The sequence below is a fragment of the Paenibacillus soyae genome (assembly GCF_024623455.1).
Taxonomy (GTDB): domain Bacteria; phylum Bacillota; class Bacilli; order Paenibacillales; family Paenibacillaceae; genus Pristimantibacillus; species Pristimantibacillus soyae.
On sequence record NZ_JANIPJ010000009.1, the window covers coordinates 177,256 to 193,087 of the forward strand.

The window sequence follows — 15,832 nt, forward strand, 5'->3', positions numbered from 1 at the left end:
ATGTGAGTTCAAAAAGTTCAGTTTTATTAAAAGCGGACTTTTTGAACGACCTTATTAAGAACTGTTTTCGGTTCGGATTAGGGCAGGAGTTGAAAGTGATGAGCCAAACCGGCGACAAGCGTCAGCGCTTCGAGCTGCTTCTGCAGCAAGCGGGGCTGCCGCATGAACTAATTCAGTCCTATTTTCAAGATGGATATATCGATCAAGTGATCGTTAGCAGCACTAACAGAGAATGGACGTTTTGCATCCGCAAAACGTCCATGGTTCCTTTGCAAGCCTATAATGGGTTATGCCAGGCGGTTCGGAGGAAGTTCGAGCATATCGCCGCGATAACCTTCGTCTTTCAATACGATCCTATCGTAGAGACCGAAAATATCGTTATGCAGTACTGGCCGCTCTTCATGGAATGGGCGCAAAGAGAAATCGCCTCCGTAAACGGCTGGCTGGTGAAAGCCTCCATCGAAGCGCAGGGAGACGGCATTACGCTTGCCTTGATGGATTCAACCGGCCTGGAGCTGGCGCGCAAGAAGCAGGTTGACGAAGCGATCGTTTCTTTCTACAAGACCCACTTTGACCGCGATTGCAGAGTGAAAATGATCGTGGGTGAAGCAAGGGCGGAAATCTATGAAGAATTCCAGCAGAAGATTGTGCAGGAAGAGCGCAACGTCGTCCAGCAGCTGATGGCGGACGCGATGGTCGAATCCGCCTCCGCCGAGGAGGACGGCGACGAGGTTGTCCGTCTGGCCGTCGGCTACGACATTCGCGAAGAAGCCGTGCCTCTTATGAACATTCAGGACGAAGAGAAGAAGATTACGGTGCAAGGCTCCGTATTCGGATTGGATGTGAAGGAGCTGCGTAACGGCAGCACGCTCTTCACGTTCAACGTAACAGATTTCTCGGATTCTATCGCCATGAAGATGTTCGCCAAGACAAAGGAAGACGTCAAAATTCTGTCTCAGCTGGCTAACGGCAAATGGGTGAAAGCCCGCGGACGGATCGAATACGACCGTTTCATGCAGGAGCCGGAGCTTGTTATGATGCCGAACGATCTGCATGAAATCAATTCTCCGCCGGAGCGGATGGACAAGGCCGAAGAGAAGCGGGTCGAATTCCATCTTCATACGACGATGAGCACGATGGACGCGGTCACGCCGATCGGCGATTATGTAAAGATGGCGGCCAAATGGGGCCACAAGGCGATCGCCGTCACGGATCACAGCAACGTGCAATGCTTCCCGGATGCGGTGAAAGCGGCCAAGAAGCACGGCATGAAGGTGCTGTTCGGCTTGGAGGGGAACGTGGTTAACGACGCGGTGCCGATGGTGCTGAATTCACGCTCCGAGACGATGGCGACGGCGACTTATATTGTCTTCGATATCGAGACGACGGGATTGTCCGTCATGAACAACAAAATTATCGAGCTTGCGGGCGTACGGATGCGGGAAGGTAAGGAAGTAGACCGATTCTCGACCTTCATCAACCCGCACGAGAAGATCCCTTATCATATTCAGCAGCTAACCAATATTAACGACGAGATGGTGAAGGACGCTCCCGAGCTTGAGCCGATGCTTCGCGAGTTCGTCGAGTTTATCGGTGACGATATTCTCGTTGCCCATAACGCGAGATTCGATATCGGCTTCATTCAGGCGAACCTGAAAACGATCGGTCTCCCGGAATTAACGAATCCCGTGCTAGACACGTTGGAGCTGGCAAGATTCCTTCACCCTACGATGAAGAATCATAGGCTCAACACGCTTGCCGACAAGTACAAAATCAGTCTTGAAAATCATCACCGCGCCATCGACGACTCGATCGCCCTGGGCGGCGTGTTGTTCGGATTGATCGGAGACGCGGCGGAACGCAACATCAAAGACCTGCATCAGCTTAATGATTACGTGGGACTTGATCTTTCGAACCAGAGACCGTTCCATTGCAATATTTACGCTCTTAATGCGATAGGGAAGAAGAACTTATTCCGTTTAATTTCATTATCTCATACCGACTATTTCAAGAAGGTAGCCACCATCCCGAAAAGCAAGCTCGTGGAATTGCGAGAAGGTCTACTCATCATATCCGGCTGCGAGAAAGGCGAGTTTTTCGAGACGGTGCTGAACAAATCGTACGACGAAGCCAAGGAAGTGGCTGAATTCTACGATGTGCTCGAAATTCAGCCAATCGATTTCTACATGCACCTCGTGGAGAAGGGACTCGTCGGCAGCCGCGCGGAGCTGGAGGAAGCGATGCGCCGAATCTGCCAGATCGGAGACGAGCTAGGCAAGAAGGTGATCGCGACCGGCAACGTGCATTATTTGAACCCGCGGGACAAGCTGTACCGCGATATTACGATCCACGGCATAACGGGCTTCAGTCCGTTGAAAAATCAGCGAAAGCCGGACGCTCATCTGAGAACCACGGACGAGATGCTGGAGGAGTTCAAGTTCCTGGGCGAAGCCCGCGCCAAGGAAGTCGTTGTGACGAATACGTCCGAGCTGGCGGACCGCTTCGAGACGTACGACATGTTCCCGAAGGAGCTGTTCACGCCTAACATCGAAGGGGCGGACGAAGAAATCCGCAACACTTGCTACGAAACAGCCAAATCGATGTACGGGGACAATCTTCCGCAGGTCGTCATCGACCGGCTGGAGAAAGAGCTTGTCCCGATCATTAAGTACAAGTTCTCCGCGAACTATTTGATTTCCGAGAAGCTGGTCAAAAAATCGAACCGGGACGGCTACTTGGTCGGCTCCAGGGGATCCGTAGGCTCCTCCGTCGTCGCCACGTTCCTCGGCATATCCGAGGTTAATCCGCTTCCTGCGCATTATCTCTGCCTGAATAAGGAATGCAAGCACAGCGAATGGTTCCTCGACGGCAGCGTGCCGAGCGGCTTCGACCTTCCCGCCAAGGATTGCCCGGACTGCGGCAAGCCTATGAAAGGCGAAGGACAGGATATTCCGTTCGAGACGTTCCTGGGCTTCAAAGGCGACAAGGTCCCCGATATCGATCTTAACTTCTCGGGCGAATATCAGCCGATCGCGCATAACTTCACCAAGGAGATGTTCGGGGAGAAATGCGTGTACCGCGCGGGAACGATCGGCACCGTCGCGGAGAAGACGGCGTACGGCTTCGCGAAGAAATACGAGGAAGAGCATCACAAGAAGTGGCGGGGAGCGGAGCTCGCGAGACTGGCGAGCGGCTGTACCGGCGTGAAGCGAAGCACCGGACAGCATCCGGGCGGCATCGTCGTCGTTCCCGATTATATCGAAGTGGAAGACGTCACGCCGGTGCAGTATCCGGCCGACGATACGTCGGCGGAATGGAAGACGACGCATTTCGACTACCACGCCTTCGACGAAAACTTGCTGAAGCTCGATATTCTGGGGCACGATGATCCGACGATGATGCGCATGCTGCAGGATTTGACCGGCGTCGATCCGACGACGATCCCGATGAACGATCCGAAGGTCATGAGCATGTTCAACTCGACGGAAGCGCTCGGGGTACGGCCGGATCAGATCAAATCTTCCGTCGCCACCTACGGGGTTCCGGAGATGGGAACGAAGTTCGTTCGTCAGATGCTTCAGGAGACGCAGCCGTCTTCGTTCGCCGACTTGCTCCAAATTTCCGGTCTGTCCCACGGGACGGGCGTATGGCTCGGCAACGCGCAGGAGCTCATCAAGAACGGAACGTGCAACATCAAAACCGTTATCGGCTGCCGCGACGACATCATGTTATACCTGATCTACAAAGCGGGCATGGATGCCGGCCTGGCCTTCAAAATTACGGAGAGCGTTCGTAAGGGTAAGGGCCTCACGCAGGAATGGATCGACGAAATGAAGCGCTGCAAGGTGCCGCAATGGTACATCGATTCCTGTCTGCGCATCGAATACATGTTCCCGAAGGCGCACGCGGCGGCCTACGTTATTTCCGCGGTGCGCACGGCCTTCTTCAAACTTTATTATCCGATTCAGTATTACGCGACGTACTTTACGGTCCGCGCCGACGATTTCGATCTCGAGCTGCTCTGCCAAGGCTACGATGCGATCTACCGCAAGCTGGTGGAGATCGAGGCCAAAGGCTTCAACGCGACGCCGAAAGAGAAAAACATGGTGTCGCAGCTGGAGATGTCGCTGGAAATGACGGCGAGAGGCTTCTCCTTCAAGCCGATCGACCTGTATCGCTCCGACGCGATCAAGTTCCAGGTTGACGGCGACTCGCTGATCCCGCCGTTCGCCGCGATTGCGGGCATCGGCGATAACGCCGCGCGCAACATCGCCGCCGCAAGAAACGATGGAGAGTTTTTGTCCATCGAGGACTTCCAGATGAAGTCGAAAGCGACGAAGACGATCATAGAGGTACTAAATGGCATGGGCTGCTTCCGCGGCTTGCCGGAGTCGAACCAGCTATCTTTGTTTTAGGGTCAGCTAGAAATCATTTCTTGTCACGTATTAGCGATTATGTTATAATTTTTGTGGCAATGATGAGGATAGATTCTTGATGCAGAAGAGTGGGGAAACCCACTCTTTACGTTTTGTATTCGGCAATATCACATTGCACCCACACAGGAGGTTTTTTCATTTTGAGCACATCCACTATCAAATCCGCTGTTGAGGCTTTGGTTCAGCCATACCTTAACGATAATGGCTTTGAGCTGGTCGACATTGAATATATCAAGGAAGGCAGCAATTGGTTCTTGCGCATATTCGTAGACAAGGAAGGCGGCATCGACATCGACGAGTGCGGACGGATCAGCGAATTCGTAAGCGAGCAACTCGACAAAAACGATCCGATCTCCGGCGCTTATTTCCTGGAGGTTTCGTCTCCGGGCGCGGAAAGACCGCTTAAGAAGCCCGAGGACGTACGCAAGGCCGTCGGCAAATTCGTTCTTGTCACTACATACGAGCCGGTAGACGGCGCCAAAGAATTCGAAGGCCATCTGGTGTCGTTCGACGGGGACACGGTTGTCGTGAAGACCGGCAAAAAAGAACACAGCATTCCTTACGGCAAAGTCGCTAGCGCAAGACTCGCCATTCAATTTTAATTTTTCTTCTATTATGAAAGGGGGACCAACGTTCCAATGAGTATGGATTTTATTGAAGCACTGCAGGAAATCGAGAGAGAGAAGGGTATCGCCAAGGATGTGCTGCTCGAGGCGATCGAAGCTGCGCTTATTTCCAGCTACAAACGTAATTTTAATACGGCTCAGAACGTAAGGGTCGACATTAACCGCCATAACGGCGTCATTAAAGTATATGCCCGCAAAACGGTCGTGGACGAGGTGCTCGATCCGCGTTTGGAAATTTCGGTGGAGGCGTCCCGCGAAATCAACCCGCACTATCAGCTGGACGACGTTGCCGAGATCGAAGTAACGCCTAGAGATTTCGGACGGATCGCGGCCCAAACGGCAAAACAGGTCGTGACGCAGCGCATCCGCGAGGCGGAGCGCGGACTGATCTACAACGCGTTCATCGATAAGGAAGAAGACATCGTCAACGGTATCGTGCAGCGTCAGGACGTGCGCAACCTGTTCGTCGACCTTGGCAAAGTCGAAGCGGTGCTTCCGCTTACGGAGCTTATGCCAACGGACAAGTTCAAACATGGCGACCGCGTCAAATCGTTTATCACGAAAGTCGAGAACACGACGAAAGGTCCTCAAATCATCTTATCCCGTACGCATCCCGGCCTTCTTAAACGTTTGTTCGAGCTTGAGGTGCCCGAAATTTACGACGGCGTCGTCGAAATTCGCTCCGTGGCGCGCGAAGCGGGATTCCGTTCGAAAATTGCCGTCCACTCCCGCAACGACGAAGTAGATCCGGTCGGATCCTGCGTGGGTCAGAAGGGTCTGCGCGTGCAGACGATCGTAAACGAGCTGAAAGGCGAAAAGATCGATATCGTGCGCTGGTCCGAGAACGTTGAGGAATACGTGGCGAACGCGCTCAGCCCGTCGAAGGTGCTGGAAGTCATCGTGTTCGAGCAGGAGAAGATGGCAAGAGTCATCGTTCCGGATTATCAGCTGTCGCTGGCAATCGGCATCAAAGGCCAGAACGCGAGGCTGGCCGCCAAGCTGACCGGCTGGAAGATCGATATTAAGAGCGAAACCCAGGCGGAGCAGGAATACGGCCGCCCGAAATCCAACACGGGAACGATGCACCAGGATTCCGTATCTATCGACTAGCCTTAATTTATCATTCGGACATGCAGAGGAGGGTGTACGGTGAGACCGAGGAAAGTACCGCTTCGCAAATGCGTCGCTTGCCAAGAAATGATGCCGAAGAAGGAGCTCATTCGGATCGTTCGCACACCGGACGGCGAGGTCGGGATTGATCTAACCGGCAAGAAGGCCGGACGAGGCGCTTATCTGTGCGGCAAAGTGAGCTGCTTCAAGCTCGCGAAGAAGTCGAAAGCGCTGGATCGGGCTTTGAAGCAGCCCGTGGGCGAACCTATATACGATCAATTGGAGAATGAATTCATCGCGGTGGAGGATCAATTCATCGCGGCCAAGGAGCTGACGCCGGATGACGAATAAGCCTGACAAGGCATTGTCGTCCCTCGGCATGGCCATGCGAGCCGGCAAGCTGATTACAGGCGACGAGACGGTGCTGAAGGCTGTCAGGGCCCGCAAGGCTTATCTCGTGATCGTCGCCGGCGACGCGTCCGACAATACAAAGAAGAAGTTTCGTGACAAATGCGGCACCTACGGAATACAACTCGCCGAGGCATTCGATCGTGAGCAGCTGGGAAAGGCGATAGGTAAATTAGAACGCGTCGTGCTGGCGGTTACCGATATGCAATTCGGAAAAATGATTGGAAGTCATCTGAGCCAAAATACGGAGGTGGATCCTATTGAGCAACAAACAGGACAGCAAGGACAATAAAGATAAGCTTCGCGTTTACGAATATGCGAAAAACTTAAATATGAGCAGCAAAGAAATCATTACGATTCTTAAACGGTTGAATTTGCCTGTCAACAACCACATGAGCGTCATGGAGAATGAAATGGTGCATAAGGTGGAAGGCTTCTTCCGGGATATTAAAGCGAACGCTGCCGCAAAACGGGCGCAGGAGGGCGGAAGCCAGGCGGCGACCGCATCGTCCGCTTCGAATCGGCCAAAGCCAGCCCAAGGCGGTCAGCAAGCGACAAATTCATCGATTACAACAACTCAAGATAGACAGGGGACAATGAACTCTATTAATACGAAAACACAACCAACCGGCGAACAACGAGAACAACGCGAACAGAGACCTCAAAATAACGGCCAGGGAGGACAATCCCGTCCATCCGGCCAAGGACAGAATCAAGGCCAAGGCCGTCCATCCGGTCAAGGCTATCAAGGCAACCGCTCCGGCGGTCAAGGCGGCGGACAGAATCGTCCATCCGGCAGCGGCCAAGGCCAGGGCTATCAAGGCAACCGTCCGTCCGGCGGCGGTCAAGGCTATCAGGGCAACCGTCCATCCGGCGGCGGCCAAGGCCAGGGTCAGGGCTACCAAGGCAACCGCTCCGGCGGTCAAGGCGGCGGACAGAATCGTCCATCCGGCGGCCAAGGAGGCTACCAAGGCAATCGTCAAGGCGGTCAGGGACCATCCGGCGGCGGCAACCGGTCGTTCGGCCAAGGCGGCGGATCCGGCGCTCCAACCGGGAATCGTCCGGCTCCAGCTCCGCAAGGGCAAGCGCGCAGCTTCGACGCAGGCGCTGGCAGATCCCAGCAATCCCGCGGCGGCGGCGGCGGATTCGATGATAGAAAAGGCAATAACAACCGCGGCGGCAATAACCAGAAGCGCTTCGAGGACGGTCGTCCGGGCTTCAAGGGCAACAACAACCGCGGCGGCAAGAACCGCGGAGGGAAAGGACATCAACAGCCACCGCGCGAGAAAATCGATAATACGCCGAAGAAAATTATCGTTCGCGGCACGCTGACGGTCGGCGATCTGGCGAAGCTGCTCCACAAAGACGCTTCCGAAGTCATCAAGAAGCTTCTCTTCTTGGGCGTCATGGCGACGATCAACCAAGAAATCGATATGGACGCTATTCTTCTCATCGCCGGCGAATACGGCGTGGAAGTCGAAGTGAAAATTCCGGTCGAGGAAGATTCGTTCGAAACGGTGGAGGAAGTCGACGAGGAAGAGAATTTGACGGTTCGTCCTCCGGTCGTAACCATCATGGGTCACGTCGACCACGGCAAAACGACTTTGCTGGACGCCATCCGCAAGACGAACGTAACCGGCGGAGAAGCGGGCGGCATTACGCAGCATATCGGCGCTTACCAGGTCGAGATCAACGGCAAGAAGATTACGTTCCTCGATACGCCGGGCCACGAAGCGTTCACGCTCATGCGGGCGCGCGGCGCTCAAGTAACGGATATTACGATTATCGTCGTTGCGGCGGACGACGGCATCATGCCGCAAACCGTCGAAGCGATCAACCACGCGAAAGCGGCTGGCGTACCGATCATTGTTGCGGTTAACAAAATCGACAAGCCGGAAGCGAACGCGGATAAAATCAAGCAAGAAATGACGGAATACGAGCTTGTACCTGAAGAGTGGGGCGGCGATACGATCTTCGTGGAAGTATCCGCGAAGCAGCGCATCAACCTAGAGGGACTGCTCGAGATGATCCTTCTCGTTGCGGAAGTGAACGAGTTCAAAGCGAACCCGAACAAACGGGCAAGAGCAACGGTCATCGAAGCCGAGCTGGACAAAGGCAAAGGCCCTGTGGCTCGCATTCTCGTTCAACACGGCACGCTCAAGATCGGAGACGCGTTTGTCGCAGGTAACTGCTTCGGCCGCGTTAGGGCGATGGTGAACGATCGCGGTCGCAGACTGAAGGAAGCGGGTCCATCCACGCCGATCGAAATTACGGGCTTGACGGAGGTTCCGCAAGCGGGCGATCCGTTTATGGTATTCGAAGACGAGCGCAAAGCGCGCGCGATTGCCGATCGCCGCGCGATCAAGCAGCGTCAATCCGATATCGGTGCCAATACCCGGGTTACGCTCGACGATCTCTTTAACCACATTAAAGAAGGCGAGATCAAGGATCTTAACGTCATTATCAAGGCAGACGTGCAAGGCTCCGCCGAAGCGCTCAAAGGCTCCTTGGCGAAGATCGACATCGAAGGCGTACGCGTGAAGATCATTCACACTGGCGTCGGCGCGATCACGGAATCGGATGTTATCTTGGCTTCCGCTTCCAACGCGATCGTCATCGGCTTCAACGTTCGACCAGACCCGCAAGCCGAAGCGACGATTGCCCAGGAGAAAGTCGATGTTCGTATGCATCGCGTCATCTACAACGTAATCGACGAGATCGAGCAAGCGATGAAGGGCATGCTGGATCCGATCTACAAAGAGGTTGTCATCGGCCATGCCGAAGTGCGCAACGTCTTCAAGGTAACGAAAGTCGGCGCGATCGCCGGTTCGATGGTCGTGGACGGCAAGATTACCCGCAACGCGGAAGCAAGAGTTATTCGCGGCGGCATCGTGGTTTACACAGGCAAGATCGATTCCTTGAAACGCTTCAAGGACGACGCGAAGGAAGTGGCGCAAGGCTACGAATGCGGTATAACCCTTGAACGCTTTAGCGATATTAAAGAGGGAGATATGATTGAAGCGTTCATCATGGAAACGGTAGAGAGGTGATCATGCATGGCTAAGATACGAGTTGGACGGGTCAGCGAGCAGATCAAAAAAGAGCTGAGCCAAATTATCCAGCTGGAGCTGAAGGATCCTCGGATCGGTTTCATTACGGTAACGGGCGTGGAAACGACCAGCGATTTGTCCCAAGCACGCGTCTATTTAAGCGTGCTCGGCAGTGATGAACAGAAGGAAGCGACGCTTAAAGCGCTTGACAAAGCGAACGGCTTCCTCCGTTCCGAGCTTGGCAAACGGATGAAGCTGCGTCATACGCCGGAGCTGCAATTCAAGTTCGATAGCAGCATCGAATACGGCAGCCGGATCGAGTCGTTGCTTGGCGAAATCAACAGCGGGAATGATGCGCGGTCATGAACGGTCAACAGGAATGTAAGCCATTAGACGAAGCATTGGCCTTTATTAAGGCCAATGCTTCATTCCTTGTCGTGTCCCATGTGCAGCCTGACGGAGACGCGATCAGCTCCACGGTCGCCGTCAGCTGGCTGCTCGAGCGCCTAGGCAAAAATGTCGTGCTGGTCAATGAAAGCGAATTGCCTTCGCGGCTCCAATATTTGTATCGCTTCGATCGGATTCATAGCTTAAAACAGCAAAAACCAGAGGCTTCCTTCGATGCGGTTATCGCGGTAGACTGCGCCGATCACAGGCGTATCGGAGAAGTCGCTTCGATGATTCCGGAGGGCTGTCCGCTTCTGAATATCGATCATCATCCGACGAACGACGGTTTTGGCACGGTCAACCTGATCCGTCCGGATGCCGCCGCTACCGTAGAAATTTTGTATGATCTAATCGAACGAGCAGGCTTAGAGCTTGACTTGGACTGCGCAACGGCGATCTACACGGGATTGCTGACCGATACGGGAGGCTTCCGCTATTCGAATACAAGTCCGCGCGTCATGGAAATCGCCGCCAAGCTTCTGGCAATCGGGGTTTCCGGAAGCGATCTCGCGGATCATCTGCTGGAGAAGATGACGGTCGCAAAGCTTAAGCTGCTGCAAATGGCGCTGGCGAGGCTGGCCTTCAGCGAGGATTTGAAAATCGGCTGGCTGTACATTGGCAAAGACGATCTGAAGGAATGCGGCGCCGTGCCGGAGGATCTGGAAGGCATCGTCAATTACGCCCTTAATGTAGACGGCGTGGAAGTCGGCATTCTGTTCAAGGAAACGGCTGACGGAGGCGTTAAGGCAAGTCTCAGGTCGGCGGGCAAGGCGGATGTCGCGCAAATCGCTCAAGTCTTCGGAGGCGGCGGTCATGTCCGGGCCTCGGGCTGCAGGCTGGATGGCGCGTTAACCGAAGCCATGAGCCGATTGGTAGAAGAGGTTAGAAAGGCGTTGGTGTAATCATGGAAGGCATACTGGCGGTATGGAAGCCGGAAGGGTGGACATCGCACGACGTGGTAGCCAAAGCAAGAAGGCTCCTCAAGATGAAACGAATCGGCCATACCGGCACGCTTGATCCTATGGTTACCGGCGTTCTCCCTCTTTGCTTAGGCCGGTCCACCCGCGTTGTAGAATACATACAGGAAAGACCGAAAGCGTATGAAGCGGTGCTTAGGCTCGGAATCGCGACCGATACCGAGGATCTGACCGGTACGGTGATCGACAAGCAGCCTGTTCACGATGTAACGCGCGAGCGGATCGAAGAGGCGTTGCAGCGGTTCGTTGGCGAGATCGAGCAGGTGCCTCCGATGTTCTCCGCGGTTAAGGTAGACGGCAAACGGTTATACGAGTTGGCTAGGGAAGGGAAAACCGTCGAACGTAAGTCAAGAAAGGTCACCATTCACCAAATCGAATTGCTGGATGCTGATTTGGAAGGCGAGGAGCCGATGTTCACGTTTTCGGTCGTATGCTCCAAAGGCACCTATATCCGGACGTTATGCGTCGATATCGGCAAAGCGCTCGGCTTGCCTGCTACGATGGCGAAGCTTACGCGGACGATGTCCGGCGGCATAACAGCCGAAGGATGCTTGACGCTCGAGCAGATCGAGAAGCATATGGAAGCCGGCGACTTGGAGCAGCATTTGATTCCTGCCGACCAGGCGATTGCCCATATGCCGAGAGCGTTCGTCAAACCGGAAAAGGTTGAACTGGCGAAGCGCGGACAGAAGATCAAGCTATGGGCGGTGGCGCCGGATCAAGGCTCCATGTCGGACGACGAGTTGTTCCGGCTTTACGAGCCAGGCGAGAACGGAGCGTTTATTGGCATCTATCAGGTTGATTCGGAAGCTTCGCAGTTGAAGCCGGTGAAAGTTTTTACGACGGCACAGGACGATTAAATCCTTAAGCCTTCGTACAGTTCATGTAGAAATGCAGGTGTCATCTGTGGAAATCATCTCATTATCTTACCCGCTAAACGAAATAGAGCTGCCGTACGCGGACAAACGTATCTCAGTCGCGATCGGCCATTTCGACGGCGTGCACCGCGGGCATCAGAACGTTATTCGCGAGGCGGTGAGCTTCGCGAAGGAATCGAATATGCTTTCTGCCGTGCTTACCTTTTCGCCGCATCCGAAGGAGGTTCTTGGGCAAGGCGAGCATTATTTTCGCTGCTTGACGCCCTTGACCCGCAAAACCGAGCTGTTCGCCGCGCTTGGCGTCGACCTAGTGTTCGTCATGCGTTTTGATTTGCGTTTTGCCGCGCTATCTCCCGAGCAGTTCGTCTCCGAAGTGCTGCTGCCGCTTGGCGTAAGGCATGCGGCGGTCGGCTTCGACTTTACGTTCGGCAGCCGGGGAATGGGCAATGCCGAGATGCTGCGCGAGCTAGGCGGCTCGGAGCTGTCCGTGCATATCGAACAACCGCTCATCGAGAGCGGGACGAAGGTAAGTAGCACCTACACGAGGGAGTCGCTTGAAAGCGGCGATCTCGATATGGCGTGCAAGCTGCTCGGCAGACCGTATGACGTAACGGGAACTGTCGTGCATGGCGACGGACGCGGACGCACGATCGGATTTCCGACGGCGAATCTGGAGCTGCACGCTCCCTATGTCGCGCCGCGGCTTGGCGTGTACGCGATATCAGCCTGGATCGACGGTGCCGCCTACGACGGCGTCTTGAATCATGGCATGAAGCCTACGTTCAACAAGACGGACGTGGTGCCGGTCATGGAGGCGCATCTGTTCGATTTCGACCGGGACATCTACGGCAAGGAAATGAAGGTGCAGTTCCGCCACTTTATCCGGCCCGAGCAAAAATTCGGATCCATTAAGGAATTAATCGCGCAGATTGCGGCCGATTCCGACAAGGCGAGAAGCTTGCTTGCAAAGATCTAAGCCAGCTTCTCGACAAGGAACCCGGGAATGTGCTATACTAGAGAACGTTGCGAACAGCTTGCCTGATTTCGGGGTACAGCGCGTTTCGTGTACTTAACCTTAGCTTGGTTGTCCGCTCTCACCGACGGCAGCGAGGCTAACGGCGATTATGAATGAAGGAGGTGAAAAGGATGGCAATTACTCAAGAACGTAAACAAGAACTGATCGAGACTCACAAAACTCACGCAAGTGACACGGGGTCCCCTGAGGTTCAAATCGCTATCCTTACGGAGAACATCGTTAACCTGACTCAGCACTTGCGCGAGCACAAGAAGGATCATCATTCCCGCCGCGGTTTGCTTAAGATGGTAGGTCAACGCCGTAAGTTGCTAGCTTACCTGAAGAACAAAGACGTTAGACGTTACAGCGCATTGATCGAAAAACTCGGTCTTCGCCGCTAAAACATGCGTGAGCGAAAAGCAACCTGATCCTCCCGGCTGCCAGATACTCTGGACAGGGACGTCGGGTTGCTTTTTGTAATAGGAAAAAGGAGGGTATCCAAGATGATTCAACGTATTGAAACGACGCTTGGCGGAAGACCGCTCATTCTCGAGACGGGACGTCTGGCCAAGCAAGCGAACGCAGCCGTTACGGTTCGCTATGGAGAAACGGTCATCCTATGTACGGTTACCGCATCAACGGAGCCGAAGGATCTGGATTTCTTCCCGCTTACCGTCAACTATGAAGAGCGTCTCTATGCGGTTGGCAAAATCCCTGGCGGCTTCATTAAACGCGAAGGCAGACCGAGCGAGAAGGCGATCCTGTCCAGCCGTTTGACCGACCGTCCAATCCGTCCATTGTTCCCGGAAGGATTCCGTAACGACGTGCAAATCGCGAACATCGTCATGAGCGTGGACCAGGATTGCTCGCCAGAAATCGCGGCGATGATCGGTACGTCCGCGGCGCTTACGATTTCCGACGTGCCATTCAGCGGTCCGATCGGCGGCGTCGTCGTTGGACGCGTAGACGGACAATTCGTTATCAATCCAACGGTCGAGCAAGAGCAGAAGACGGATATTTTCGTTGTCGTGGCCGGCACGAAAGAAGCCATCATGATGGTGGAAGCCGAAGCGAACGAAGTACCGGAATCGGTCATGCTAGAAGCGATCATGTTCGGTCATGACGAGATCAAATCCATCGTGGCCAAGATCGAGGAACTGCAGGCTCTAGCAGGCAAAGAAAAGATGGAAGTGAAGCTACATACGGTTAACGCGAGCGTCAACGCTGAAGTTCGCGCTTTTGCATCCGCCCGTCTGGTGGAAGCGATCAAAATTCCGGAGAAGCATGCCCGCCAAGAGGCGATCGACGCCGTCAACAACGACGCGGTCGCGCATTTCGAAGCGCAATATGCGGATACGCCGGAGCTGCTATCCGACGTGAAGGAAGTGCTGTACGACATCGTGAAGGAAGAAGTGCGCCGCCTGATCACGCATGACAAAGTGCGTCCGGACGGACGCGGTCTCGACGAGATCCGCCCAATCGAATGCGACGTGGCGCTGCTGCCTCGTACTCACGGCTCCGGCTTGTTCACGCGCGGTCAAACGCAAGCGCTTAGCATCTGTACGCTCGGCGCCATGGGCGACGTGCAAATTCTTGACGGCATTTCGCCGGAAGAAACCAAACGGTTCATGCACCATTACAACTTCCCGCCGTTCAGCGTAGGCGAGGCTCGTCCTCTACGTCCTCCGGGCCGCAGGGAAATCGGACACGGAGCGCTCGGCGAACGCGCGTTGTCGAAGGTCATTCCTTCCGAAGCGGAATTCCCGTACACGATCCGCCTCGTATCCGAGGTGCTGGAGTCGAACGGTTCGACTTCACAAGCCAGCATTTGCGCGAGCACTCTCGCGATGATGGATGCAGGCGTACCGATCAAAGCGCCGGTAGCGGGCATTGCCATGGGCCTGATCAAAGACGGCGATCACTTCTCCATTCTGTCCGACATTCAGGGCATGGAAGATCACCTCGGCGATATGGACTTCAAGGTAGCTGGTACAGCTCAAGGCGTAACGGCGATCCAGATGGATATCAAAATCGACGGCATCGACCGCAGCATCCTGGAGCAATCGCTCGAGCAAGCTCGCCAAGGCCGCATGCACATCCTGGGCAAGATGCTCGAAGTGATGTCCGCGCCTCGTACAAGCCTATCGAAATACGCGCCTAAGATTTTGACGCTCCGCATTAACCCGGACAAGATCCGCGACGTTATCGGCGCAGGCGGCAAAATCATCAACAAAATCATCGAAGAGACCGGCGTAAAAATCGATATCGAGCAAGACGGCATGGTCTTCATCGCTTCCTCGAACGAAGAGATGAACCAAAAGGCGAAGGCCATTATCGAAGGCATCGTCAAAGAAGTCGTCATCGGCGAAATTTATTTGGGAACGGTCAAGCGCATCGAAAAATTCGGCGTATTCGTCGAAATTCTCCCGAACAAGGACGGTCTGGTCCACATCTCGCAATTGTCCACGGAGCGCGTGGCGAAATGTGAGGATGTCGTGAAGATCGGCGACCAAATCACCGTCAAGGTAACGGAGATCGATCAGCAAGGCCGCGTCAATCTGTCCCGCAAAGCCGTATTAACAGCGGAAGCGCCTGCTCAATCCTAGATTCGAGCGGGCCTCCCCCTCCATTCCATAGATTTCCACCGAAGAGCCAGAGTTTATCTGTCTCTTTTTGTTTTGCATTTAATCGTGATAATAAACACTTCATAGGCCCGGTTTTCAGCACCGAGAAGATTGGATGAAGCTTAGTAATTGAGGAGCGGAGCGTAGCAGCGCTACGTGAGCATCGGAAGATCCGGCTGAATTCAAGATTCGATGTCGAATTAGCTTCGAGGAGTTACATCGTGATCAAAACTGGACATTTTGACCTTCCTCTATGGGCAT

General features: G+C 54.4%; 12 protein-coding genes. All 12 read left to right on the forward strand.

Annotated features, from left to right (window positions below; translation table 11 throughout):
* The first annotated feature begins 98 nt into the window (after positions 1-98).
* Positions 99-4,415 carry a PolC-type DNA polymerase III gene (locus NQZ67_RS14295; protein WP_257446808.1) on the forward strand — a complete coding sequence of 1,439 codons (4,317 nt, stop codon included), beginning with the start codon at positions 99-101 and terminating at the stop codon, positions 4,413-4,415.
* Between the two features lie 161 nt (positions 4,416-4,576).
* On the forward strand, positions 4,577-5,038 hold the full coding sequence (gene rimP / locus NQZ67_RS14300) for a ribosome maturation factor RimP (RefSeq protein ID WP_257446809.1): 462 nt from the start codon (positions 4,577-4,579) through the stop codon (positions 5,036-5,038).
* A 36-nt stretch (positions 5,039-5,074) separates the two neighbouring features.
* Positions 5,075-6,172: a transcription termination factor NusA gene (gene nusA / locus NQZ67_RS14305; RefSeq protein WP_257446812.1), complete on the forward strand. Its 1,098-nt coding sequence runs from the start codon at positions 5,075-5,077 to the stop codon at positions 6,170-6,172.
* 39 nt (positions 6,173-6,211) lie between these two features.
* On the forward strand, positions 6,212-6,523 hold the full coding sequence (gene rnpM / locus NQZ67_RS14310) for an RNase P modulator RnpM (RefSeq protein ID WP_371825305.1): 312 nt from the start codon (positions 6,212-6,214) through the stop codon (positions 6,521-6,523).
* Positions 6,513-6,872 carry a L7Ae/L30e/S12e/Gadd45 family ribosomal protein gene (locus NQZ67_RS14315; RefSeq protein ID WP_257446814.1) on the forward strand — a complete coding sequence of 120 codons (360 nt, stop codon included), beginning with the start codon at positions 6,513-6,515 and terminating at the stop codon, positions 6,870-6,872. Before rnpM ends, NQZ67_RS14315 begins: the two co-directional genes overlap by 11 nt.
* A complete protein-coding gene (gene infB, locus NQZ67_RS14320) occupies positions 6,841-9,630 on the forward strand; it encodes a translation initiation factor IF-2 (protein ID WP_257446817.1) in 2,790 nt (929 codons plus the stop codon). Before NQZ67_RS14315 ends, infB begins: the two co-directional genes overlap by 32 nt.
* A 6-nt stretch (positions 9,631-9,636) precedes the next feature.
* Positions 9,637-9,996: a 30S ribosome-binding factor RbfA gene (gene rbfA / locus NQZ67_RS14325; RefSeq protein WP_257446820.1), complete on the forward strand. Its 360-nt coding sequence runs from the start codon at positions 9,637-9,639 to the stop codon at positions 9,994-9,996.
* Complete coding sequence (locus NQZ67_RS14330; RefSeq protein ID WP_257446823.1) at positions 9,993-10,979, forward strand: DHH family phosphoesterase; 987 nt, start codon at positions 9,993-9,995, stop codon at positions 10,977-10,979. Before rbfA ends, NQZ67_RS14330 begins: the two co-directional genes overlap by 4 nt.
* 2 nt (positions 10,980-10,981) lie before the next feature.
* Positions 10,982-11,914: a tRNA pseudouridine(55) synthase TruB gene (truB, locus tag NQZ67_RS14335; RefSeq protein WP_257446826.1), complete on the forward strand. Its 933-nt coding sequence runs from the start codon at positions 10,982-10,984 to the stop codon at positions 11,912-11,914.
* Positions 11,915-11,960: 46 nt separating this feature from the next.
* Entirely contained in the window at positions 11,961-12,908 is a 948-nt protein-coding gene (locus NQZ67_RS14340) for a bifunctional riboflavin kinase/FAD synthetase (RefSeq protein WP_257446828.1), read from the forward strand.
* Between the two features lie 170 nt (positions 12,909-13,078).
* Entirely contained in the window at positions 13,079-13,348 is a 270-nt protein-coding gene (rpsO, locus tag NQZ67_RS14345; protein ID WP_257446832.1) for a 30S ribosomal protein S15, read from the forward strand.
* Between the two features lie 102 nt (positions 13,349-13,450).
* Positions 13,451-15,553 carry a polyribonucleotide nucleotidyltransferase gene (gene pnp / locus NQZ67_RS14350; protein ID WP_257446836.1) on the forward strand — a complete coding sequence of 701 codons (2,103 nt, stop codon included), beginning with the start codon at positions 13,451-13,453 and terminating at the stop codon, positions 15,551-15,553.
* Positions 15,554-15,832 lie beyond the last annotated feature (279 nt).

Excerpts from the sequence above, each read along its gene's own strand:
- NQZ67_RS14295 (WP_257446808.1), top strand. The coding sequence starts at position 99 with ATGAGCCAAACCGGCGACAAGCGTCAGCGCTTCGAGCTGCTTCTGCAG.
- nusA (WP_257446812.1), top strand. The coding sequence starts at position 5,075 with ATGAGTATGGATTTTATTGAAGCACTGCAGGAAATCGAGAGAGAGAAG.
- NQZ67_RS14315 (WP_257446814.1), top strand. The coding sequence starts at position 6,513 with ATGACGAATAAGCCTGACAAGGCATTGTCGTCCCTCGGCATGGCCATG.
- rbfA (WP_257446820.1), top strand. The coding sequence starts at position 9,637 with ATGGCTAAGATACGAGTTGGACGGGTCAGCGAGCAGATCAAAAAAGAG.
- NQZ67_RS14330 (WP_257446823.1), top strand. The coding sequence starts at position 9,993 with ATGAACGGTCAACAGGAATGTAAGCCATTAGACGAAGCATTGGCCTTT.
- truB (WP_257446826.1), top strand. The coding sequence starts at position 10,982 with ATGGAAGGCATACTGGCGGTATGGAAGCCGGAAGGGTGGACATCGCAC.
- rpsO (WP_257446832.1), top strand. The coding sequence starts at position 13,079 with ATGGCAATTACTCAAGAACGTAAACAAGAACTGATCGAGACTCACAAA.
- pnp (WP_257446836.1), top strand. The coding sequence starts at position 13,451 with ATGATTCAACGTATTGAAACGACGCTTGGCGGAAGACCGCTCATTCTC.